At 34.1% G+C, this 22,244-nt stretch carries 23 protein-coding genes; 5 read left to right on the top strand and 18 right to left on the bottom strand.

The window, feature by feature from the left end; translation table 11 throughout:
• Window positions 1-56 precede the first annotated feature (56 nt).
• From LPB248_RS01890 to LPB248_RS01900, 3 genes are all read right to left on the bottom strand, one after another.
• On the bottom strand, window positions 57-770 hold the full coding sequence (locus tag LPB248_RS01890) for a DUF72 domain-containing protein (RefSeq protein ID WP_177209918.1): 714 nt from the start codon (window positions 768-770) through the stop codon (window positions 57-59).
• The gene (locus LPB248_RS01895; protein WP_177209919.1) at window positions 767-1,498 is read right to left on the bottom strand and encodes a DNA-formamidopyrimidine glycosylase family protein; all 732 of its coding nucleotides are present in this window, start codon (window positions 1,496-1,498) and stop codon (window positions 767-769) included. The genes LPB248_RS01890 and LPB248_RS01895 overlap by 4 nt, the downstream gene beginning before the upstream one ends.
• Before the next feature lie 70 nt (window positions 1,499-1,568).
• Complete coding sequence (locus tag LPB248_RS01900) at window positions 1,569-2,132, bottom strand: ferritin-like domain-containing protein (RefSeq protein WP_177209920.1); 564 nt, start codon at window positions 2,130-2,132, stop codon at window positions 1,569-1,571.
• Between the two features lie 185 nt (window positions 2,133-2,317).
• Between LPB248_RS01900 and LPB248_RS01905 the strand changes: the two genes are divergently transcribed.
• On the top strand, window positions 2,318-2,848 hold the full coding sequence (locus tag LPB248_RS01905; RefSeq protein ID WP_177209921.1) for a hypothetical protein: 531 nt from the start codon (window positions 2,318-2,320) through the stop codon (window positions 2,846-2,848).
• Between the two features lie 72 nt (window positions 2,849-2,920).
• On the opposite strand, the gene LPB248_RS01910 is transcribed toward LPB248_RS01905, so the two are convergent.
• The 5 genes from LPB248_RS01910 to LPB248_RS01930 all read right to left on the bottom strand — a co-directional run bounded on the left by LPB248_RS01910 (window position 2,921) and on the right by LPB248_RS01930 (window position 5,956).
• Complete coding sequence (locus tag LPB248_RS01910; RefSeq protein WP_177209922.1) at window positions 2,921-3,568, bottom strand: DUF5661 family protein; 648 nt, start codon at window positions 3,566-3,568, stop codon at window positions 2,921-2,923.
• Window positions 3,569-3,656: 88 nt separating this feature from the next.
• Window positions 3,657-3,821, bottom strand: coding sequence for a DUF1328 domain-containing protein (locus LPB248_RS01915; protein WP_008463190.1), 165 nt, complete (start codon window positions 3,819-3,821; stop codon window positions 3,657-3,659).
• A 77-nt stretch (window positions 3,822-3,898) separates the two neighbouring features.
• Window positions 3,899-4,996, bottom strand: a complete 1,098-nt coding sequence (locus LPB248_RS01920; protein WP_177209923.1) for a DNA topoisomerase IB — start codon at window positions 4,994-4,996, stop codon at window positions 3,899-3,901.
• 40 nt (window positions 4,997-5,036) lie between these two features.
• Complete coding sequence (locus LPB248_RS01925; RefSeq protein ID WP_177209924.1) at window positions 5,037-5,276, bottom strand: Rho termination factor; 240 nt, start codon at window positions 5,274-5,276, stop codon at window positions 5,037-5,039.
• A gap of 239 nt (window positions 5,277-5,515) precedes the next feature.
• Complete coding sequence (locus tag LPB248_RS01930; RefSeq protein ID WP_177209925.1) at window positions 5,516-5,956, bottom strand: hypothetical protein; 441 nt, start codon at window positions 5,954-5,956, stop codon at window positions 5,516-5,518.
• 173 nt (window positions 5,957-6,129) lie between these two features.
• On the opposite strand from LPB248_RS01930, the gene LPB248_RS01935 reads away from it, so the two are divergent.
• Window positions 6,130-6,717 carry a DUF4142 domain-containing protein gene (locus LPB248_RS01935; protein WP_177209926.1) on the top strand — a complete coding sequence of 196 codons (588 nt, stop codon included), beginning with the start codon at window positions 6,130-6,132 and terminating at the stop codon, window positions 6,715-6,717.
• A gap of 235 nt (window positions 6,718-6,952) precedes the next feature.
• On the opposite strand, the gene LPB248_RS01940 is transcribed toward LPB248_RS01935, so the two are convergent.
• The 5 genes from LPB248_RS01940 to galA all read right to left on the bottom strand — a co-directional run bounded on the left by LPB248_RS01940 (window position 6,953) and on the right by galA (window position 14,117).
• On the bottom strand, window positions 6,953-7,936 hold the full coding sequence (locus tag LPB248_RS01940) for an aldo/keto reductase (protein ID WP_177209927.1): 984 nt from the start codon (window positions 7,934-7,936) through the stop codon (window positions 6,953-6,955).
• A gap of 279 nt (window positions 7,937-8,215) precedes the next feature.
• Window positions 8,216-9,268, bottom strand: a complete 1,053-nt coding sequence (locus tag LPB248_RS01945) for an NAD(P)-dependent alcohol dehydrogenase (RefSeq protein ID WP_177209928.1) — start codon at window positions 9,266-9,268, stop codon at window positions 8,216-8,218.
• Between the two features lie 223 nt (window positions 9,269-9,491).
• Window positions 9,492-9,890 carry a cupin domain-containing protein gene (locus tag LPB248_RS01950; RefSeq protein ID WP_177209929.1) on the bottom strand — a complete coding sequence of 133 codons (399 nt, stop codon included), beginning with the start codon at window positions 9,888-9,890 and terminating at the stop codon, window positions 9,492-9,494.
• Between the two features lie 311 nt (window positions 9,891-10,201).
• Complete coding sequence (locus tag LPB248_RS01955; protein WP_177209930.1) at window positions 10,202-11,071, bottom strand: helix-turn-helix domain-containing protein; 870 nt, start codon at window positions 11,069-11,071, stop codon at window positions 10,202-10,204.
• Window positions 11,072-11,294: 223 nt separating this feature from the next.
• Window positions 11,295-14,117, bottom strand: coding sequence for a beta-galactosidase GalA (galA, locus tag LPB248_RS01960; RefSeq protein WP_177209931.1), 2,823 nt, complete (start codon window positions 14,115-14,117; stop codon window positions 11,295-11,297).
• Window positions 14,118-14,329: 212 nt separating this feature from the next.
• On the opposite strand from galA, the gene LPB248_RS01965 reads away from it, so the two are divergent.
• The gene (locus LPB248_RS01965) at window positions 14,330-14,710 is read left to right on the top strand and encodes a hypothetical protein (RefSeq protein ID WP_177209932.1); all 381 of its coding nucleotides are present in this window, start codon (window positions 14,330-14,332) and stop codon (window positions 14,708-14,710) included.
• A gap of 77 nt (window positions 14,711-14,787) precedes the next feature.
• Here LPB248_RS01965 and LPB248_RS01970 read toward each other — a convergent pair whose 3' ends face one another.
• Window positions 14,788-15,192 (bottom strand): lysozyme inhibitor LprI family protein, encoded by a 405-nt coding sequence (locus LPB248_RS01970; RefSeq protein WP_177209933.1) that lies wholly within the window; start codon window positions 15,190-15,192, stop codon window positions 14,788-14,790.
• Between the two features lie 75 nt (window positions 15,193-15,267).
• The gene (locus tag LPB248_RS01975; protein WP_177209934.1) at window positions 15,268-15,756 is read right to left on the bottom strand and encodes a TlpA family protein disulfide reductase; all 489 of its coding nucleotides are present in this window, start codon (window positions 15,754-15,756) and stop codon (window positions 15,268-15,270) included.
• A 309-nt stretch (window positions 15,757-16,065) separates the two neighbouring features.
• Here LPB248_RS01975 and LPB248_RS01980 point away from each other — a divergent pair, with 309 nt between their 5' ends.
• Window positions 16,066-16,368, top strand: coding sequence for an ArsR/SmtB family transcription factor (locus tag LPB248_RS01980; RefSeq protein ID WP_091496855.1), 303 nt, complete (start codon window positions 16,066-16,068; stop codon window positions 16,366-16,368).
• Window positions 16,369-16,375: 7 nt separating this feature from the next.
• The gene (locus LPB248_RS01985; RefSeq protein WP_177209935.1) at window positions 16,376-17,482 is read left to right on the top strand and encodes an NADH:flavin oxidoreductase; all 1,107 of its coding nucleotides are present in this window, start codon (window positions 16,376-16,378) and stop codon (window positions 17,480-17,482) included.
• A 416-nt stretch (window positions 17,483-17,898) separates the two neighbouring features.
• On the opposite strand, the gene LPB248_RS01990 is transcribed toward LPB248_RS01985, so the two are convergent.
• The 3 genes from LPB248_RS01990 to LPB248_RS02000 form a co-directional block, all read right to left on the bottom strand.
• On the bottom strand, window positions 17,899-19,038 hold the full coding sequence (locus tag LPB248_RS01990; protein ID WP_177209936.1) for an acyltransferase family protein: 1,140 nt from the start codon (window positions 19,036-19,038) through the stop codon (window positions 17,899-17,901).
• Window positions 19,039-19,093: 55 nt separating this feature from the next.
• Window positions 19,094-19,741, bottom strand: coding sequence for a DUF1349 domain-containing protein (locus LPB248_RS01995; protein WP_177209937.1), 648 nt, complete (start codon window positions 19,739-19,741; stop codon window positions 19,094-19,096).
• A 189-nt stretch (window positions 19,742-19,930) separates the two neighbouring features.
• Window positions 19,931-22,147, bottom strand: a complete 2,217-nt coding sequence (locus LPB248_RS02000) for a glycoside hydrolase family 3 C-terminal domain-containing protein (protein ID WP_177209938.1) — start codon at window positions 22,145-22,147, stop codon at window positions 19,931-19,933.
• Between the last annotated feature and the right edge of the window lie 97 nt (window positions 22,148-22,244).

Consider the following 22,244-nt stretch of genomic DNA (forward strand, 5'->3'; position numbering starts at 1 on the left):
AAGCCTTCAAAATAAAAAACTTTGCGAACTTTGCGGTTAAAAAAGCAAGAAAGACTCTAACCATTCATTCTTTTCAACTCTAAAGCATTCAAAATTCCTGCTTCGCTTGCTGTGTTATTAAAATAAATAAAACCTTTTTTGGAATGAATTTCACGGTTTATTTTAGTCAATTCTTCAGTAGAATAACTGGAATAAAACAATTTTGGAACTCCGTGAAATCGCATATAGAAAAGCGGAAAATCTTTAAAAATAGTTTGAGGAAGATTGGGATGGCTCACACTGCAAAATGTAATATTATTTTCTTTGAAAACATTCCACACCTCGTCATTCCACCAGCTTTCATGACGAAATTCGACTACATTTTTAAAATTATAATCTAGGCTATTGATTATAGTTTCTAATTTTTCTCGACTAAAAATATAACTCGGAGGAAATTGAAATAAAACTACTGCAAGTTTTTCCTTCATACCTACTTTACAGACTTCATAAAAGTCATTCAATAGCGTTTCACATTCTTGCAGTTTTTTAATATGTGTAATTTCTTTGGGCACTTTTACAGAAAACAAAAAAGATTCAGGCGTTTTATTGTACCAATTTTGAAAAATTCTTACTGTCGGAAATTTATAAAAACTGCCGTTAAATTCGTAAGTATCAAAATGATGACAATAAAACTCAAACCATTGCTTTGAAGGCAGGTTTTGAGGATAAAAAATATTTTTCCAGAAACTGTTGTAAAAGCTTGAACATCCTATTATTACTTGATTTTTCATTTGTATAGTTGTTGACAATTGGTGCAGAAAAAACTTCTGCGTTTTCGCTCTCCCGTCTGTTTTCTTTGAAACGGAAGATTACATCGCAAACAAATACTTTTGGTATAAGCTTCCCAATGTTGTTTCAGTTCGAATTTCTTTTTCCAATACAAAAATTCAAAACTATAAGTAGAACATTCTGCAATAAGCTCACTAATAACATGAGACGGAATTTTCTCTACAATCGATTCAGGATGTACATAACAGCGGTACAAAACTTCATTTTTAATGATATTACCCACTCCAGAAAAAATTTCCTGATCTAGAATTACATCGCAAATCATTTTATTTTCCATTTTGTCGACACTAGCTTTTGCCTTTTTCGGATTCCAATTTTCATTCATTACATCGACACTCCAATCGTAATGTGAATTGACATCGCCTTCTAAAATTTTAACTGAGCAGGTGTAGAAATTGATCTCTCCATTCTCAAAAACTAAACTCAATCTCGGTTTTGAATCTTTACGTTCATTAATTCGATACGTTCCGAACATTAACATGTGAATTTTCACTGTAAAGGAATCAAAACAGATTAAAAAATGTTTTCCCCAGGTTTTAAAAGCAAGAACGGTTTTATCCTTCAGGCGAGAAATATCAATATGGGCATTTCCAGATACAGAAATTATTTTCTGTCTGGCAAATTGCTGCACTTCTTCTTTTAAGATTACTATAGACGGACCTTCGGGCATATACTGTATTTTTTATTTAACTAAAAAAGTGCAGATTTAGAACTGCACTTTTATTTCATTTCTTAATCTGCTACTCAATTTCGGCAGCTTCAAGATTTACTGCGTTTACAGCGACTTCTGTAAGGGTTTTATCGGCTCCTTTTTCTTCGTCGAGCGTTTGTTCTAATAAAGTTGCCGCTTCTGGCAGACCGAGCGTTTCTGCAAATTGTCTTAAAGTACCATAAGTAGCAATTTCATAATGCTCAATTTTCTGACTTGCTGCAATAATTGCTGCATCTCGCACTACTCCAAGTTCGGTTTCCTCGAGCATTCCTTTGGCTTCTTCAATTAAACCTTCCATTGCATCGCATTTTTTTGCTGTTGCTTTTTTACCAATAATTTTAAAAATTTCTTCCAAACGAATAATCTGTTCTTCCGTTTCGGTTAAATGATTGTCAATCGCATCCTTCAATTCAACAGAAGAAGCATTTTTTACCATTACAGGCAAAGCTTTGGTCAGTGCTTTTTCTGCCCAATAAATATCTTTTAATCCGTCTTCAAATAATTCTGTTAATCCTGAAGCAGCATTCGACTTCGGCTTGGTAACTCCTCTCGGCGTAGTTTCTTTTGCATTTTTATTATCTGTAGTTTTCATGGTAATAGTTTTTATGATTAATATGCTGGTAAAATTACTGCCTGCACAATCAGACTGGTTATATGATTACAAGTTAAAATTCTATTCTAAACATCTGTTAATTATAGAATTACACTTTATAATTTTATAATATATTCTGTCAGCTTCATGCTAGCTTTGTATATATAATCATAAAAACAGCGACCATGAGTACTATAGATAAAAACAACGGCACAAATAAAGATTTTAGAGAACATTTCTCAGATGACCGAAATTTGGCAGAAGATCTTAAAAACGATATTAGAAAACCGGATACCGATAATCGTGAAATTGCAGAGCGAGGATATACGGTAAGAAATGGCTACAATCCGAATCGACCTAATCCAGATCAGGAAGATTTTGCCGATGATGATTTGGATGATTTAAATGATGATTTTCATAAGGACAGAGATTTAGAAGATAATAACGATGATATTTATGAAGTCGAATTAGAAGATGATTTCGAAGAAAACGACGAATTTGATAATCCTTCAGATTTAACCGAAGAAGAATATGATTTTAATGAAACTGAAGACGTCTTGGAAGATCTTGATGAAGACGATGATGATGAAGACGACGAAGACGAGTACATAGAGGAAGATATTGACGAGGACGACGACACCGATTATATTGAAGATGATGTTCAGGAAGATAAGGATGATGAAAGATATCCCGAAAATGATCCTCGCAAATTCTAATTTCTTATTTAAAAGGATAAAAAACCGTCTCGTTGAATAACAAGACGGTTTTTTTGAGTTTAAAATTTAACACTAATCTCCAATAATTTTCAATACTGGAATATCGTCCATACGTGCCAAACGCTCGGCTAATCCGGCTTTGGCCTCGTTAAGCTCCTGTTCTGCTTTCCCTAATTCTTTATACCATTTTTCCTTGCCAACTGATGCTGATTCTATTTTTCTGACAATTTCATAAATTTCCCCTTCGGCTTCCATCACTTTCAATCTTTTATAATATGTTAGACTTTCAGTCATGTGTGCAAGCGCAATCATAGCCGTCAAAAACGGATGGTTATTGGTAACATTTACATCTTTTACCCTTCCGTGCTCCAATTCAACTTTTAATGCAAAAGCAAATTCTTCCATATTAAAAGCTTCATGTTTGCTTTTCGGATCCAGGTAGGCTTTTATTGCATGAACGTTATTCATTGTAGAAAGATCAACATCGGTGTGTTTTTTATCATTTAAATCCTTAAAAACCACATTTGCAATAGCTCGCGCTTCTGCAGTTGTGGGATCGTTTTTAGGATTTTCAAAATCACGCACCGACCAATCCCAATCTTTAGGATGAACAGGTTTTATATACTTTTCACAAAAATCTGTCACATCATTTTTAAGGCTCACCATTTCATCTTCTCTTTTAATATAAACATCCTGATAAGCACCGCTTTTTGTTCCCATGATTTGCTTTTTTTAATGAAACCACAAACGACACATCTTCGAAATGAGATGTGCCGTTTTGATTTGTTTGTATTTACTGATACTTCTTTTATACTCTTGTTGATCTTCCGCTTATTAAAGAAATAACGAAAAGAACTAAAAATATAAAGAATAAAATTTTAGCTATACTAGCGGCTCCAGCGGCAATTCCACCGAAACCAAATATTCCCGCCACTATGGCTAGAATAATAAAAGTGACTGTCCAACGTAACATAATAATAGTTTTTTAGTTAATAATGATTTTGTTTGTAATTCAAACTTTTAAGCTTTTTAAGAGATGCAGTAACTCTTTTATTGACAAGGCGTTTCTAAATTGATCTGATAATTCTGAATCAATTCTGAAAATGCTATTTCTGATTTTGTAAAATACTTTTTTGTACTTCGGCTTTTCTTGGCTATATCAAAATATTTCTGAATCGAGCCGTCTTCATAAGTCGAAATTAAAAGCGGATGAACGTAATAATCTTTGCATACTTTTCTTGTATTTCCAAGTGCTTCGGCGGTTAAATCGAAAGCAGTTATAATGTTCTGTTTGCTTTCTTTTTCGTCATCTGCAATTCCGAGCTCCATTAGACTTTCAAAAAAAATAATCGAAGCTGCCCAAGTTCTAAAATCTTTTGCACTAAAATCTTCTCCCGAAATAGTATGCAGATACTCGTTGACCATATGGCTGTCGAGCACTTTCTTTTCGCCATTTTTATCGTAATATTTAAAAACTTCCCAACCTGGAATTTCTTCGCAGCGGCTTACCAGTTTGATCAATTGTTTATTTCGGGTCGTAATGGTATGCTGTACTCCCTTTTTTCCAATAAATTCAAATCGAAGCGAATTCTTATTGATATTAATATGGCGCTTTCTTAAAGTCGAAAGTCCATACGATTTATTGTCTTTGGCGTATTTCTCATTTCCAATTCGAATGTGCGTCTCTTCCATTAACCGAATCACCAAAGCAATTACTTTCTCTTTTGACCATTCTTTCTTTTCTAAATCAATATCAACCTGCTTTCTAATTAAAGGAAGCTTGGCACCAAACGAAGCAATTTTGTAAAACTTGGTTTGGTTTCGTATCAAATTCCATCTCGGATGATAACGGTATTGTTTTCTGTTTTTAACATCGGTTCCTACTGCTTGCAAATGTCCGTTTGTTACATCTGTAATTCTAACATTTTCCCAAGCCGGCGGAAGTACTAAGCTATTAATGCGTTTAATTTCATTTTTATTTTTAAGGTTTCTTCCGTTCTTTTTATAAACGAAATTCTCACCTTCGCGGCAGCGTACAATTGTCAATTGATGATCGTTGATATATTCCAAATCCAGTTTTTCGATGACCAAATGTGGAGCTTTAATCAGCTGATTCATTAAGATTTCTTTTCTAGCTGCAGCATTCATGGTATTTAAAATTTTATCACATTAAAACTTATTTATAATTTTAGTTATTTCTTAGAGAATCAATTAAACCTCTTTTGTTCATATAAGATCTTCCTTTTATGCCTACTTTCATAGCTTGCTTTAGAAGTTCTTCTTTAGTCCATTCTTCATACGGTTTCGCTTTTCCGCCTTTTTTACCTGCGTCTGGGGTATTGGCAATTCGAGCCGATTTTTCTTTGCTGTATCCTTTTTTTACCAACGCTTCATACTGCTTTTCATTTTTAATTCTTGGATCTGGCATGACTTTAAATTTTAAGGGGTTAAATTCTAAAAATCTGATAAGTCAAAGTTCCTTAAAATGTTAAGCGAATCTGTTATAGAATTTTGGCTCGATATTTCATATTTTTAGGATGGGAATTGTGTAAGAGGAAATGTAAAATGATTTTTGTGTGAAATGTGATTTGTGAAATGTTAGTAGTCAAAAAAAAATCCCAATTCTTTTTGGAATTAGGATTAGGCTCTCTTATTGATTTCTTAAACTTAAAATTTCTCATAAATATAACTCATCAAAGTCTGATAATTTTTAAAATGATCTGGAGAGATTATTATACTTGTATTATCTTTAAATATCAATGTACTATAATAATATCCATCTGATATGGCTCCTGTTTTAGTTCGAAATCTAACTTTTCCTCTCTTAATATTTTTAATACTATCATAAGCAATAAACTTTTTACGACCAGTAATAAGCGTTCTTATTTCAATTCCATCATCTTTAATCGTCAATGTAAATATTTCAAACAAATCAGGAATACAATAAATAGTAAATAAAAGAACCAAACATGTAACAATCAATAATGGATTTGGATTGAAGATTATCAGTAAATTATATACAACATAAAATAATGATGTTACAAAAAGAACAACACCCATTAGTATTCTTACAAACAATGCATTTCTAAACTCTGATTGAATATTCATTTTTAAAAGTAATATTTTTCTTAAAATAACAAACTTATGCTTATTTAAAATACCAAACAAAATTAAATAGCTAATAACTACATCTTAATCCTATAACAATCTCTCAAAATCCTGTAAGACATTCCTGTAACTACTCCATAATTTTACATTATAACATTTAAACTATTAAAATCATGAAAAAGTTATTATTAGCCGGAAAAGCCATTTTAGGAGCAGGACTTATTATTATATTCCTTCAATCTTGTAAAAACGAAACCAAACAGGAAGATCCAAAAGAAGTTGCAGAAGACGCAAACGAAGCAAAATTTGATTCTATAGGCAGCAAAGAAGATGATTCTGAATTTTTGGTAGATCAAGCTGAAATTAATTTGGCTGAAATCGAAATCGGTAAACTGGCACAAACAAAAAGTACAAATCCTGAAGTGAAAAAATTTGGTAAAATGCTTGTTGATGAGCACACTAAATCGGCTTCTGAAGTAAGTGCTTTAGCAAAAGCGAAAAACTTTACTCTTCCAACTTCTCTAACTGAGGAAGGACAAGAAGAATACAATAAATTAAACGAAAAATCGGGTGTTGATTTTGATAAAAAATTCGCCGATATGATGATTGATGGTCACGAAAAAGCGATAAAAAAACTAGATAAGGCCGCAAAAGATGCTAATGATCAAGAAGTGAGAACTTGGGCTTCTAACAATATTGTAGGTTTAACAGCGCATTTGGAACACGCTAAATTGCTGAAACAAAACCTAGACAAAAAGTAAAAAAATAATTGATTATTTTTTTAGATGCAAAGGCTCAAAGATGCAAAGGTTCAAAGGTTTCTTTTAAAAGAAAAATTCTTTACATTTTAAGTCTTCGTATATATTACAAAACCCTCAAGAGTTGAATTGCTTGAGGGTTTTTCTTTTTTAAGTTATAGAGGTATAAAGCTGAAAAGGCGCAAAGATTTTTGCCTTTAAACCTTTGCATCTTTGCAACTTTGAACCTTTTTAAAATTTACTTTCCAGCTATTTTCTGTAAATGCTCTGGATATCTGGAACCTTCTATTGTTATTTTTGATGCGGCATCGTTAATTTCTGAAAGGTCGCTAGCAGAAAGCACTAAGTTTAATGCGCCAAGGTTTTCTTCTAAACGATGTAATTTTGTAGTTCCTGGAATTGGTGCAATCCAAGGTTTTTGAGCTAAAATCCACGCAAGTGCAATTTGTGCATTTGTAGCTCCTCTATCGGCAGCCATTTTTCCTAATAGATCTACAAACGCTTGATTTGCTTTTCTGGCTTCAGGAGCAAAACGAGGCAATGTATTTCTAAAATCGGTGCTGTCAAATTGTGTGTTTGCATCAATTTTTGCAGTTAAAAAACCTCTTCCCAACGGACTAAAAGGCACAAAACCAATTCCTAATTCTTCTAAAACAGGTAGAATTTCTTCTTCTGGAGTTCTCCACCACAGCGAATATTCGCTTTGTAGTGCGGTAACAGGTTGAACAGCATGCGCACGGCGAATACTTTCTACGCCAGCTTCTGAAAGTCCAAAATGTTTTACTTTTCCTTCCTGAATTAAATCTTTTATGGTTCCAGCAACATCTTCCATAGGCACATTCGGATCAACACGATGCTGATAATACAAATCGATTACATCGGTATTTAATCTTTTTAACGAACCTTCTATGCTTTTTCTAATCCATTCTGGACGGCTGTCTAATCCTTTTTTAGAATCGCCTTCCAAAAAGCCGAATTTTGTTGCAATTACTACTTTATCGCGAAAAGGCGCTAAAGCCTCTCCTAAAAGTTCTTCGTTCAAAAATGGTCCGTAACATTCAGCCGTATCAAAAAAAGTAATTCCTTTTTCATAAGCAGAACGAAGCAGACTTATCATTTCATTTTTATCATGAGCTGGACCGTATCCAAAACTCATTCCCATGCAGCCGAGTCCCAATGCTGAGACTTCTAAACCGCTATTTCCTAGTTTTCTTGTTTGCATGATTTTTTCTTTTTTAGGTGCAAAGGTTCAGAGGGACATAGGTACAAAGTTTTTTTCTCTGCACCTTCAATCCTTTCCTTAATAGATTTCTTTTTTAGAAACTAAGATTAAAAACTACCTCCCTTTCTTTTTTTATTGCTCTAAACCTTTATTTAATACAAAGATTGGAAACCTTTTGTCTCTTTGAACCTTTGCTTCTTTTTTCCTTAATGCAGCATTTTTGTTTTCAGCACAAAGATTAGAAACCTTTGCTACTCTAAACCTTTGCCACTTTGAACCTTATTTAAGCGAAGCCATATCAATTACAAAACGGTACTTAATATCTCCTTTTAATAATCTTTCGTAGGCGTCGTTTACATCATTAACACCAATTACTTCTACGTCTGCTGTGATATTGTGTTCGGCACAGAAATCAAGCATTTCTTGAGTTTCTGCGATTCCTCCAATGGCAGAACCAGCGAAGCTTCTTCTTCCTAAAATAAGACTGAAAGAAGTTACAGGAAGCGGATCCATTGGCGCTCCAACTAAAGTTAAAGTTCCGTCGACTTTTAATAAATTTAGGTAAGAATCGATGTTGTGTTCAGCAGAAACGCAGTCTAAGATAAAATTCATGCTTTTGGCGTGTTTTGCCATTTGCTCTGGATCTGTAGACAAAATAACCTCATCGGCACCCAAACGTTTTGCATCTTCTACTTTAGATAAAGAAGTGGTTAGAACCACCACATGAGCTCCCATAGCTTTTGCTAATTTGATTCCCATATGCCCTAAACCTCCAATGCCAACAATTCCAACTGTTTGACCAGGACCAACTTTCCAGTGTCTTAACGGAGAATATGTTGTGATTCCCGCGCATAATAATGGCGCAACAGCAGAAAGTTCTAATTTATCTGAAATATGAAGTACAAAATCTTCATCGACTACAATACTTTGAGAATACCCTCCAAAAGTTTGTCCGCCTAAATGTTTATCAGGAGAATTGAATGTTAAGATACTTCCCGGATCACAATATTGCTCTAATCCTTCTTTACATTGCTCACATTCTCTGCAAGAATCGACCATACAGCCAACTCCCGCCAAATCGCCAACTTTAAAACCTTTTACATGATCTCCTACTTTTGTTACACGACCTACAATCTCATGTCCCGGAACAATCGGATAAATAGTGCCGTGCCATTCGTTTCTAGCCGAATGCAAATCTGAGTGGCAGATTCCGCAATACAAAATTTCTATTTCAACATCATGCGCCTGTACAGCTCTTCTTTTAATATCTAAAGTTTTTAATGGTGCTTCGGCAGCTTCTGTACCAAAGGCTTTAATGTCTTTTGTTTCCATAATTTTTTATAGTTTGTTGTTAATTGTTTTTTGTTTCAGGTTTCAGGTTTCAGGTTTCAGGTTTAAAACTGTTGCGAAATTGGCGTAAAGATTCGACTGATTTGCATTGATTTACAAATAGTTATATAAATTTCGATTATTTTAACCTAATCAAAAAATAAAATCTGTTATAAATCAATAAAATCTGTGTAAAAAAACTTAGAATCTTAGAACCTTAGCCTCTTTAAAAAGAATAATATTCTTCATCGGTAACGCTATCCAGCCAAGTTCCATGACCTTTGTCTACTTCTGTAACAATAGTAATATGAGAATATTTCGTTTTTGGTGTTGCTCCATACCAATGCTCTATTCCAGGTAAAACCGTGATTACTTTTCCTTTTTCGATAAGATTAATTTGTCCGCCTCTTTCTTGGTAATAGCCCGCTCCATCGGTTACAATAATCAATTGCAGACTCGCATTGATACGCCAATTGCTTCTTGCACCAGGCTCAAAAGAAACATCTTTAATAACGGTGTTTTCAGGATGAATTTCGCTTGTCTGCTTCTTATATGACACTTCGCCTGTCATATAAGTATTTGGAATTTTACCTTCTTCGGTTACGGCAGTGAATTGTGTCGACATAATTTCGATTTTTTTAGGTTAATAATTAATTTTAAAAATTCTTATAAGCTTATTTGAATGAAATAATCAGCACATCGAATCTCTTATAGAAGGAGATTGTTGATTTTAATTAATACTTTAAAAATTTTATATTTTTTCTACTATCAAAATTTAAAACTAAATGCAAAGCGGAGCATCGCTTTTGTGAAGTGTTATTTAGTCATTAAAAAAACTGATACAAAGATTCGTTGTTTATTTCAGGGCAAATGTAGTGCAATACTACAATGCCGAAATAACAAAATTCAAACAAAAAATTAAGAAATTGAAACAATTTACACTCGAAGTGATTTCGGAACTGTTCCTGTAAGTCTTTTAAAATAATTATTGAAATAACTTGGATATTCAAAACCAAGCGAGTAACCAATATCCGAAATACTCCAGTCTGTATGCTGCAGTAAAGCTTTTGCTTCGTTAATGACTCTTTCGGTAATGTGTGCTGTAGTAGGTTTTCCTGTAACTTCTTTTACAGAACGATTTAAGTGATTCACGTGCACAGAAAGACTTTGCGCGTAATCTTGAGGTGTTTTTAGAGCCAAGGGCTGATCTTTGGTTTCTATTGGGAATTGTCTTTCTAGTAATTCTAAAAACAAAGAAGTAATTCTCGATGAAGCATTTTTATGTTTAAAGAAACTTTCCGAAGGTTGCATTTTCATCGATTCATGAATAATCAAATTGACGTAACTGCGCATCAAATCGTCTTTGAATGCATAATCGGTTTCGTATTCTTCAATCATTTTTTGAAACAATGAATCTATAAATGCTTTTTGTTCAGGTGTTAAAGTAAAGATTGGTGTTCCTCCTATTTTAAACAAAGGCGATTCCTGAAGGGTTTCTGAACGGTCTTTTGTTTTAAAAAATTCTTCGGTAAAAACACAAGCATAACCTTCAAACTTCTCAGAAATCGTTTCCCAAGAATAAGGAATAATCGGATTGCCGAAAAACAGAATCGTCCCGTCGGTTTCTATTCCGCGGTCGGCATATTGTATGATGCTTTTACTGGTGTTGATGCAGATTTTATAAAAGTCTCTTCGGCTGTAAACGGGAACTTTACTAAAATCTCCATTTATAGGATACACTTTAAATCCCTTCATTTTTAAATCTGAAGTAAAATCGCAACTCTGAGTTTCTGTTTGATTATTCATTTTGCAAAGTTATGAAAATCAAACATTATTCTTTTGTTAATTTTTTGTTCGTTTTTTTACCGCAAGTAGCACAAAGAATTACGCAATGTTTCGTTGTAATGTTTGTCATTTCGACCGAAGGGAGAAATCACACTAGAAACTCGACAAACTAATTCGCCAATCTTTGTAGATAAACGAGTGTGATTTCTCCCTTCGGTCGAAATGACAAAAATGAGACTAAAAACTACTTCACCACAATCACACCATTCTTTAAACCTTTCGCGGAAGCAGATAAAACAACTTCCTTCGCATTTTCATCTTTCTGAATAATAATTTGAGCATAACCATTAAAAAGCTTTCTTTTCCAAGGCTCTGCAGGTGTTAGTACCTGAATAATTCCTGGATCGGTGTTCATAACATCCCAATCTTTTACCTTTTGTAGTGGAGTTGCTGCAATATGAATAGTGTTTTTTCCTTGTTTTAAAATGGCTGTATCAAAAATATATTTCTGAGCATCTTCAGCGCTTGGTTCGATCTTTTTTCCGTTTACGAAAACGACGGTTTCAACTCCTATTTTTTTGTAGAAGAAACTAACAATCGAAGAACCTGAATTGCTTTTCAAATCAAATTCTCCTTTATAAATATAAGACGGCGCTTGTTTTTTATAATCACGGTCTTTAAAAGCTTCTTTCCATTCACTCTCTGAATAATCTGATAATTGCTGAGGCAAAGATGCACTTGTTTCTTTTTGTTCCTTAAAATTATTTATAGCAACCAAGACGATGTCATCAATAAACTGATCGCTTTCTAACGAAGTTGGATCACCGTTTCCTACTCCTAAAATTTTACCGCCTTTGATAGAAAATGTAATTTCGTCATTGGCTGTCGGAACATGCAAGTCATTTTTATCTGTGGTTTCTACCGTTACAACCGAAACCTTTCCTTTTAAAACATTTTCTTTATCTAAAGACAATTTGATGTTTTCTGATTTTCCAGTTGTTTTCTGAACATCTGTCAATATCTTTTTACCGTTTTTATAACCAATTGCTTCTAGCGTCCCTGGCGTGTAATTTACTTTCCACTCCAAATGACCATTTTGCTCCATTTTCTTTTTTCCTAAACTCTTTTTGTTGAGAAAAAGCTCCACCTCATCGCAATTCGAATAGGCCCAAACATCAATTGCTGCACCCTCCATTCCGGTCCAATTCCAATGCGGCAATAGGTGTAAAACAGGTTCTTTTCCCCACCACGATTTTAAATAGAAAACATTGTCTTTCGGGAAACCGCAAACATCCATCATTCCGAAATACGAAGTTACAGAAGGCCAGCCATAAGGAGTTGGTTCGCCTCGATAATCAAAACCTGTCCAAATAAACATTCCTGCCAAATAAGGTCTTTCGGCATAGAATTTCCAACCTTCTTCGATACTATAAAAAGTCGGACGAGGTTTTTTATCGTAAGCACTTTGGTAGTGTTTGGCATCATCGGTAAAATAAATACCGCGTGTGGCAAAAGTTGAACCTTCTTCGGTTCCAATTCCCGGCTGATTTTTGAACTGATTTCGATGCGCATCGATATCTCCATTTCCGAGATAATTATAGCCCATAATTTCTACAACTGAAGAAATTCCGCTTTTAAATCCGCTGCTGATTCCTACGGTAACAGGTCTTGTTGGGTCAATACTTTTAGAAAAATCCTGCATTACATTGGTAATTCTTTCACCAATAATTCCGCCCTCAATCTGCCATTCTTCATTTCCAACAGACCAGCAGAAAATACTCGGGTGATTTCGGTCACGCTCCATCATTCGCTGCAAATCATTCAAATGGTAATCGTTTATTCCCATTAAACGCGTTTCATCAATAACCAACATTCCTAATTTATCGCAGGCATCCAATAAGTCGGGTGTTGGCGGATGATGTGAGCATCTATAGGCGTTGGAACCCATTTCTTTCAGCTTTTTAATTCTATAATATTGTATTTCATCTGGAAGCGCTGTTCCAATTCCAGCATGATCCTGATGATTATTGGTTCCTTTTAGCTTTAATGCTTTTCCGTTAAGGAAAAAACCATTTTCAGCATCAAATTTTATCGTTCTAATTCCAAATGAAGTTTCATATTTGTCGATTGTTCTCCCTTCACTTTTAATTTCGGTAATCAGTTTATACAAATTTGGATTCTCAACATCCCACAAAAGCGGATTTTTGACATTTAGTTTTGATGAATACCGATTTGTTTTATAAAATTCTGGAGCTGTAACATTTTCCGAATTTGTAGCAACCTGATTTCCTAAAGCATCTAAAATAGTCTGGTTTATTTCAACATTTCCTTTAAAATGTCCTTTGTTTTCCAATTTTACTTCTGCAGTAATGACAGCATTATTATTTTCAATTTCTGAAGTTACATAAGTTCCGTTCTGTGCCACACGAAGCGGATTGGTTTTCTGCAAATACACATGTCTATAAATCCCTGCTCCTTCATAAAACCAGCCTTCTTCCATCGAAGCATCAACGCGGACTACGATTGTATTTTCACCTCCATAGTTTACGTAAGCCGTTACATCATACTCAAAACCATTGTAACCGCTTTCCTCTGTTCCTAAGTAAAATCCGTTAAAAAACACTTTTGAGTTTCTGAAAACACCATCAAATTTTAAAGAAATTGTTCTTCCTAAATCTTCATTCGGAATCGTTATTTTTTTTCTGTACCAACCAATACTTTTTTCTGGGAAATTTTTTCCCGCTGCTTTAAATCCGTGACTAAAACTTGCGCTTTCGCTAAAAGGCTGTTCGACTGCCCAATCGTGTGGTAAATCTAATTTTCTCCAAGCGCGGTCATCAAATCCAGAAGCCGCTGGTCCGTCAGCAAATCCGGTTTTAGTTAGATAAGAGAAATAACCTTCGGCATGACCAAAGTCTTTCTTTGTATCATATAAATGCCCGAATGAAAACCGCCAGTCTTTATCAATCAAAATCAATTCTCTTCCTGATTTGTTCTGCGCGGCAATATGAATTGAAAATGCGAATAAAAAGTAAGCAATTGTGCTTAAGCTAAAAGTGGTTTTCATAAGGTTGGTTGTTAGTGAAATCAGATAGCGATAAAAATAAAGCTTTTAAAGAAGAAAGATTAATAGTATTTTATCAAAGTCTGATAACTCTTTCATACAAATACTTCCAGAAGGTGATCTAAAATTTAGAATGAATCTAATGGCTTCAGATTCAAAATTGATTTTCTTTTAATGTAATTTTATATTGAAAATCATAAAAAGCAATTACCATTATGAGTACTATTATTAATGAAAATAGACTCCAGACAACTTTTAAAAACCTAGATCATAAGATTAATAAGCTTAATGATCAAAAGATTGTGGCTTTTTTTGAATCTTTAGGATTGTTAGAACGAAAAGATGTTCCGAGAGACTTCTTGAATTGGGAAAACATACTTATTGTAGTTCCAAATCGACATGTTTCTCATGAACTGAAATATTATAAATATACCATTTCGAGAATTTCATTCTTAACTAATCCTTATGCAGATCAAATTCATATTTTTGATCTTAAAGATTGGAAAAGTGCATCAGGAAACAAAACGCAATTTCAGATTAGAGAAATGCTGAAAACGAGTTTTGGAGGTGTAAAGAAAGTTATTAAAGAGTCTTAGAAACAAAAAACTAATTAGAAAAGCCCAATTGAAATCAATTGGGCTTTTTTTTATCTTTGAATAAAAAACTAAAAAATCTAATTTCTCTTAATCAGTTCTTTTACTCTTCCAAAAACAAAATTGGCTTTTTCATCAAAAACTACCATCTCAAAGTCTCTAGTTCCTTCTTTGAAATTTCCTTCTCTCTTGGTGTCAGCATAAACCTTTTCAAAGTATAAATCGCGTTTTTTAAGCCATTCTAATTGTTCTTTTTTCAATTTGGACTGTTCTTTTGAACTTATCCTCTCCTTAAGATTTTTATAAACTACATTTAACAAACTGTCCGATTGGTTGTAATACATAATAGAACAACCACTCATATTATTTCCTTTATCCAAACATTTCTGATAATCAGATTTCATTTTTGAAACTGTTTCAAGTGTCTGCGAATTGGATTTAAATGAAATCAAAACCAATAATGCTAAAAGTGTTTTTTGAATCATAATCTTATTATTATTTAATTATTATTAATCTGATTGAAAAGCATAAAAGCCAATCAATACAAAAGCTGAGAAAAGTTATTCCAAAATACTTTTTACCATATCTTCAAGAGCCTTTCCATGAATGTTTTTTGCTAAAATAATTCCGTTTTTATCTACCAAAAAGTTCAAAGGAACCGATTGCAACATATAATCTCCCACAACTGGAGACTGCCAGTATTTTAAATCACTAACATTTGTCCAAGGCAATTTCGCTTTTGCAATTGCTCCTGTCCACAAAGGCTTTTTGGTATCCATCGAAACTCCGTAAATAGATAATTTGTCTGGATAAGCATTGTGCAATTTTATTAATAAAGGCTGTTCTTTAATGCAAGGTCCGCACCAAGAAGCCCAGAAGTCCACTAAAACCAAAGAACCTCGCAAAGAAGAAAGCGCTACTTTTTCTCCTTTTGTATCCGGAAGATCAATTTCTGGAGCAATATCACCAACATCTACACCTACAACTTGAGCTTTAGAACTCGTGATTACACTGCATAAGAATGCTAAAATAAGTACAGTTTTTTTCATAATAGATTAAGTTTTGTTTGTTTTGGAGCTTTTATCAATTTGATTTGTCATTCTGAGGAACGAAGAATCACACTAGATATTCCCCATGTGAAATTTCCAATCTTTACAGAGTTTCGAATGCGATTCTTCGTTCCTCAGAATGACAAAAATGCCGCAAAATTGTTTGCGTCATTAACTGAAAAGCAAATATAATTTTTCTTTGTTAAATCTTCCATCATTTTTGCTTCATCACTCCCTCTCCAATCATAAAATTATCCTAAATATTTTTCTCTAAATCCATATATCGGGAAAAGTCGATATATTTGCGCTATGGAAACGATAGAAATTTTTAAAGCATTATCTAATAAGTCCCGACTACAGATGTTGGAATGGCTAAAAGAGCCTGAAATTAACTTTCCTGGCCAACTAGAACATGCAGGATTTGAGCATGGAGTTTGTGTTGGGCAGATTCAAGCCAAAGCTGGTTTGACACAATCAACCGTATCCGAATACCTGTCTATTTTACAGCGTGCTGGTTTTATTGAAGCTAAACGTGTTGGACAATGGACTTATTATAAACGTAACGAAGGTGCCTTTGAAGCACTTAGTAAATTAATTCAATCTAATTTGTAAAATTACTATGAGTACAAACAACCTCTTTTCTGAATTTAACTTAAAGTCGTTAAATCTGAAAAACCGAATCGTAATGGCGCCAATGACGCGCTCTTTTTCTCCTAACGGAGTTCCAACTGATGAAGTCGCAGCTTATTACCAAAAAAGAGCTGAAGGCGAAGTTGGATTAATTCTGTCTGAGGGAACTGTTATTGACAGAAAATCATCTTCTAATGATGCTAATGTTCCTCATTTTTATGGCGATTTAGCTCTAAATGGATGGAAAAAAGTGATTGATGGAGTTCATGCTGCTGGCGGGAAAATGGGTCCGCAGATTTGGCATATGGGAATTATGGACAATCATCATTCTGGATGGGTTCCTCCTGTTCCCTTTGAAGGTCCGTCTGGATTAAATCGTCCTGATTTTAGAAATGGTGTTGCCATGTCTGAAAAAGATATTGAAGATACCATTCTAGCTTTTGGTAAAGCTGCTGCTGATGCTAAAAGATTAGGTTTTGATACTGTAGAAATTCACGGCGCACACGGTTATTTAATCGATCAGTTCTTTAGAGCTGAAACTAACTTACGTGAAGATATCTATGGTGGAAAAACATTACCAGAACGTAATCGTTTTGCAATTGAAGTGATTAAAGAAGTGAGAAAACAAGTTGGAAACGACTTTGCTATTATCATGCGATTCTCTCAATTTAAACCTTCTGATTATAATTATAAATTGGCTAAGAATCCACAGGAATTAGAGGCTTGGCTTACTCCTCTTGTTGATGCTGGTGTTGATATTATTCATGCTTCACAACGTCGTTTCTGGGAACCTGAATTTGAAGATTCTGATCTGAACTTCGCAGGATGGGCTAAAAAAGTAACTGGCGCTCCTACTATTACCGTAGGTTCTGTTGGTCTTTCTGGCGATTTCTTTGGTGCATTTGCTGGAGAAAGCTCTCAGCCAACTTCTTTAGAGGAATTAAACAGACGCTTCGACAGAGGTGATTTTGATTTGGTTGCCGTTGGAAGACCTCTTTTATCAGATCCAAATTGGGTGGCTAAAATCAAAGCAGGAAAAACTGATGAGTTGAAAGGTTTTACTAAAGAAGCTTTAGGACAATTGGTGTTAGAATAAGTTTTTTTTAAGGTACAAAGAAGCAAAGGTTCAAAGGGACGGAGTTTTTCCCCTTGATTGTCTTTATTTCTATCCGAAAAAAAGTGGTTGTTTCGATTTCGAGACAGCCACTTTTTCTTTATATATTTTTGTTCCGTAGGAACATTTCATCGGTAGAAAATAATAATTTCATTCCGTTTTTACGTTCCGTAGGAACGTAAAAATATATGGGCATTGTTCTACCAACCAAACATTCCAATGGAATAATTTCTTAATGAAAAATGAAAAGGGATAAACATAATTGTTTATCCCTTTTTGAATATCTATAACTAACAAAATTTAGAAATTCAATACCTTTTTTAAGGTTCAGAGTTACAGAGGTTCAAAAGGACAAAGTTTTTTACCTCTGCACCTTTGAACCTTTGCCTCTCTGTACCTTATACAGCAACTTTTCTTTTTTGAAATTTCTTCATCAGCCATTTTCTAACTGGTTCATCGTATAATTTTAAGCATACAAAAGCTAAAACGATGCTTACGATTAAAACTCCGATTCCTTCCAGATAGCCATTTTCCATTGAAACTTTGTTATCTACAACCCATGCTGTAAACCAATAAATTAACGGATAATGTGTAATATAAATTGGATAAGAAATATCGCCTAATAGTTTACATATTTTTAATGAAAATTCATTTTTAATCTCTCCTCCTGCTCCAATTGCTACAATTATCGGGAAAATAAAAATAATACAGATTGATTCATACAAACCATTTATCCAAAGACTGTTTTCATCTCCAAATCTTGGCAATGCCAAAACAATAGTGATTAAAATACTGCAAATCCAGAAAGCATTTTTTACGTGGATTAATTTTCCTAATCGGCATAATAAAACTCCAGCAAAAAATGGGTACAGCAAACGGGTAAAACCAACATACATTTGCTCAACATTTAATGACCATCCTCCGATTACGTCACCTTTTGGTCCAAAAACAGTATAATTAATTAATAGTCCGGCAAATATCAATACAAAAACTGACATTACTTTATTCGAAAATTTACGGAAGATAACGGCGTACAAGATATTTGCAATATATTCGAAAAAAAGCGACCATGCCGGACCATTTAAAGGATGCATTTCTCCCCAACCTCTAATTTCTAATGAAGGAGGAATTGGCAATAACGTAAAACCTATTATCATTGTCAGAATCACTTTCCATACTTCCATTCCTCCAATCATTGGAAACAATATATCTGAGGCTTGGAAATAGTAAAAGATAGCACCAATAATCATCCCCATGATTACCATGGGCTGTAAACGGATTAATCGGCGTTTGTAAAACTCCCATTGTCCCATTTTTACCCAACGATCGTCGTACGCGTAAGCAACAACAAATCCTGACAAAAGGAAAAAGAAATCTACGGCAAGATATCCGTGGTTTATAATTTGTTTAAAACGGTTTCCACCAGCAAAAGCTTCAAAAATATGAAAAGCAACTACCAGAATAGCCGCTACGCCACGAAGACCGTCAAGTATTTCGTAATGTTTTTTTGGTTTAATATCAGATGAAATTGAACTCATTTGTTTTTGGTTTAAGTTAAGTTATAATTTATAGTTTAAGTTTTTGGAGTCTAATCTATTGGTGATTTTTAAGCCATTCTAATCTTCTTTGGTCTGGCAAGTGTTTTACTGAAAAGTTCTCAAATTTGGCTTCAAAACCTTTTCCGTCTGGAGAAGCAGCCATTAAACCAACCATTACTGGTGTGTTATCTTGCAAAGGCGCATTTCTGGTCATGATATAATTTTTATCATCAAAAGAATAAAATATTTCAACAGCATCTAATCGTCGTACAGCTTTTATCCAGATAAAAGGAGGCACTTTTTCTAAAGTTGTCACACTCCAATCACTTTTATCGTGCGTTACAACGGTACTGATATTAAACTTTCCATCAACGAATTCAACTCCTGTTTTAATGTAATTCTTTTCGTCGATACGAATCATCAATCCCATTTGGTCAAAACGGGCAATGTAATTTCCTGTCAATTTTACTTTAGCTTCAAATTCGCCACCATAAGTTGTGTAGTAAAAAGGCGCATCATCGACAGTAAAACCATAATACGAAATTCTCCAATAATCGCTGTTTGCAGTGACATTCATAATTAAAGCATTGTTTTTAATTTCCCATTTTTCAGGTTCATTAAACCATTGCATTTTATTCAGACTTTGTGCTGAAATATTCTTAGCAAAAAATAAAGTCAATATTGCGAGCGTAATTTTTTTCATATCCATTTTTTTTTTAAAACCATTAAGATATTAAGCTTTTACTTCATGAACTTAGCTCAAAATATAAGACAATAAAGCTATTCTTTATATTTCTTAATGTCTTAATGGTAAGATTTTAACTAAAAGCAAAGCTGCAAATTTTTACACTTGCAGCTTTACAAACCAACCAATTTTTAGAAATAAAAAAACTTATTTAAGTGAAAAATTCACTTTAGATTTAATATCTGTTGAAGAAGCACCAATAATTGCCTCAAAATCACCAGGTTCAGCAACCCAGTCGTGTTTTTTATCGTCAAAGAAACTTAAAGCCGTTTTATCAACTGTAAACGTTACTGTTTTCTCTTCTCCAGCTTTAAGAGCTACTTTCTCAAAACCTTTTAATTCTTTTACCGGACGTGGCAATGAAGATTTTAAATCAGAAATATACAATTGTACTACTTCAGAACCTTCTCTACTTCCAGTATTTTTTACATTAACAGAGAATGTTATTTTATCTCCAGCATTCATTTGTTTTTTGTCTGCTGTTACTTTTCCGTAAGTAAAAGTCGTGTAGCTTAAACCGTGACCAAAAGAGAACAATGGTTTGATTTTGTTTTTATCAGCCCAACGGTACCCTACAAAAATTCCTTCATTGTATTTTACTGAATCACCACCTGGGAATTCGCCTAAAGCATGAGCTCCGTTATCAGATAATTTTACTGGGAAAGTGAAAGATAATTTTCCTGACGGATTCACATCTCCAACCAAAACATTTGCTAAAGCATTTCCAGCTTCAGTTCCTAAAAACCATCCTTGAACAATTCCTGGAACTTCTTTAATCCAAGGCATTGCAATTGCATTTCCAGAGATATTTACGAAAACAATGTTTTTGTTTACTTTCGCTAAATCGCTAATTAATTTATCCTGACCATAAGATAAATTCAATTCATTACGATCATGTCCTTCGTCATCTTGATTTGGACTTTTGTTCAATCCACCGATGAAAAGAACAATATCTGCATCTTTAGCCACTTTTAAAGCTTCTGCAGTTAACTCAGCTGGAGAGCGTTTATCTTCTAAACTTACTTTAGCTATAACTCCATTATAGTTACTTGTCGGATCTCCAACATAACCTCTTGCGTATACAATTTCAGCTTGATTTCCGATTCTTTTCTTCAAACCTTCTAATGGTGTGATTTCGTATCTAGCTTTAAGCGAAGAACTTCCTCCACCAACAGTCATCATTTTAATAGCATTTTCTCCAATTACAGCAATCTTTTTAGTTTTAGAAAGATTAATTGGCAGAATGTTGTTATTGTTTTGCAATAAAACAATTCCTTCTTCAGCAATTTTACGTCCTGCAATAGCATGCTCTTCTGTTCCAAAAGATCCAAAAGGACGATTTCTATCCATAGTCGTCAAGAAAGATAAACGAAGAATACGACGTACTTTTTCATCTAATTCTTTTGTTCCAATTTCACCTTTTCTGATCATTTCAGAATATGGTTTTGCTAAATAATAATTGTCATAAGCATTACTTGTTCCCCAAGACAAACCATTTGTCCAAGAACCAAATTCCATATCTAAACCATTGTGGATAGCTTGTTTAGTGTCGTTAACACCACCCCAGTCAGAAACTACAACTCCTTTGAAGCCCCATTCTCCGCGAAGAATATCGTTTAACAAATATTCGTTATGGCAGCATTGCTGACCTTTGTATTTGTTGTATGCTCCCATAATTGACCAAACATCACCTTCTTGAACTGCAGCTTTAAAAGCAGGAAGATAAATTTCGTATAATGTACGATCGTCAACAATTACGTCAACAGAATTACGTTTAGTTTCCTGGTTGTTTAAAGCAAAATGTTTTACACAAGCCGCAACTCCATTTGACTGCACTCCTTTAATATAAGGAACAACCATTTTTGAAGCTAAAAACGGATCTTCTCCCATATATTCGAAGTTACGCCCGTTTAATGGACTTCTGTAAATGTTTACACCAGGCCCTAATAATACGTTTTTGTTGCGATAACGTGCTTCTTCTCCAATAGATTTACCATATAAAGAAGCCAATTCTTTGTTCCATGTTGATGAAAGTGCTGTAAGCGCTGGAAAGGCAATACAAGAATCATTTGTCCAACCTGCCTGATCCCATTCGTCCCATTTTACCTCTGCACGAATTCCGTGTGGTCCATCGGTCATCCAGTTTTCTGGAATCCCAAGACGTTTTACACCTGGAGAACTAAATTTTGATTGCGCATGAATCATGGCAATTTTCTCTTCGGTAGTCATTCGTTTAAGCGCATCTTCTACTCGCTCTTCAATCGGTTTTTTATCGTCTAGATAAACTGGCACTTTGTTCTGGGCATTCATTCCAACAGAACTTAGTAAAAGTAAAACAACAATTGTTTTAACGTTTTTTAACATAACAGTATTTATTAAAGCATTAGTTTATAATAGGAAAGTCTTCTTACCGAAAAACTTTTTTTATCATATTGTAAAACTAAAACGTTATCGTACATGT

The sequence above is a fragment of the Flavobacterium sp. LPB0248 genome (assembly GCF_013388355.1).
Taxonomy (GTDB): domain Bacteria; phylum Bacteroidota; class Bacteroidia; order Flavobacteriales; family Flavobacteriaceae; genus Flavobacterium.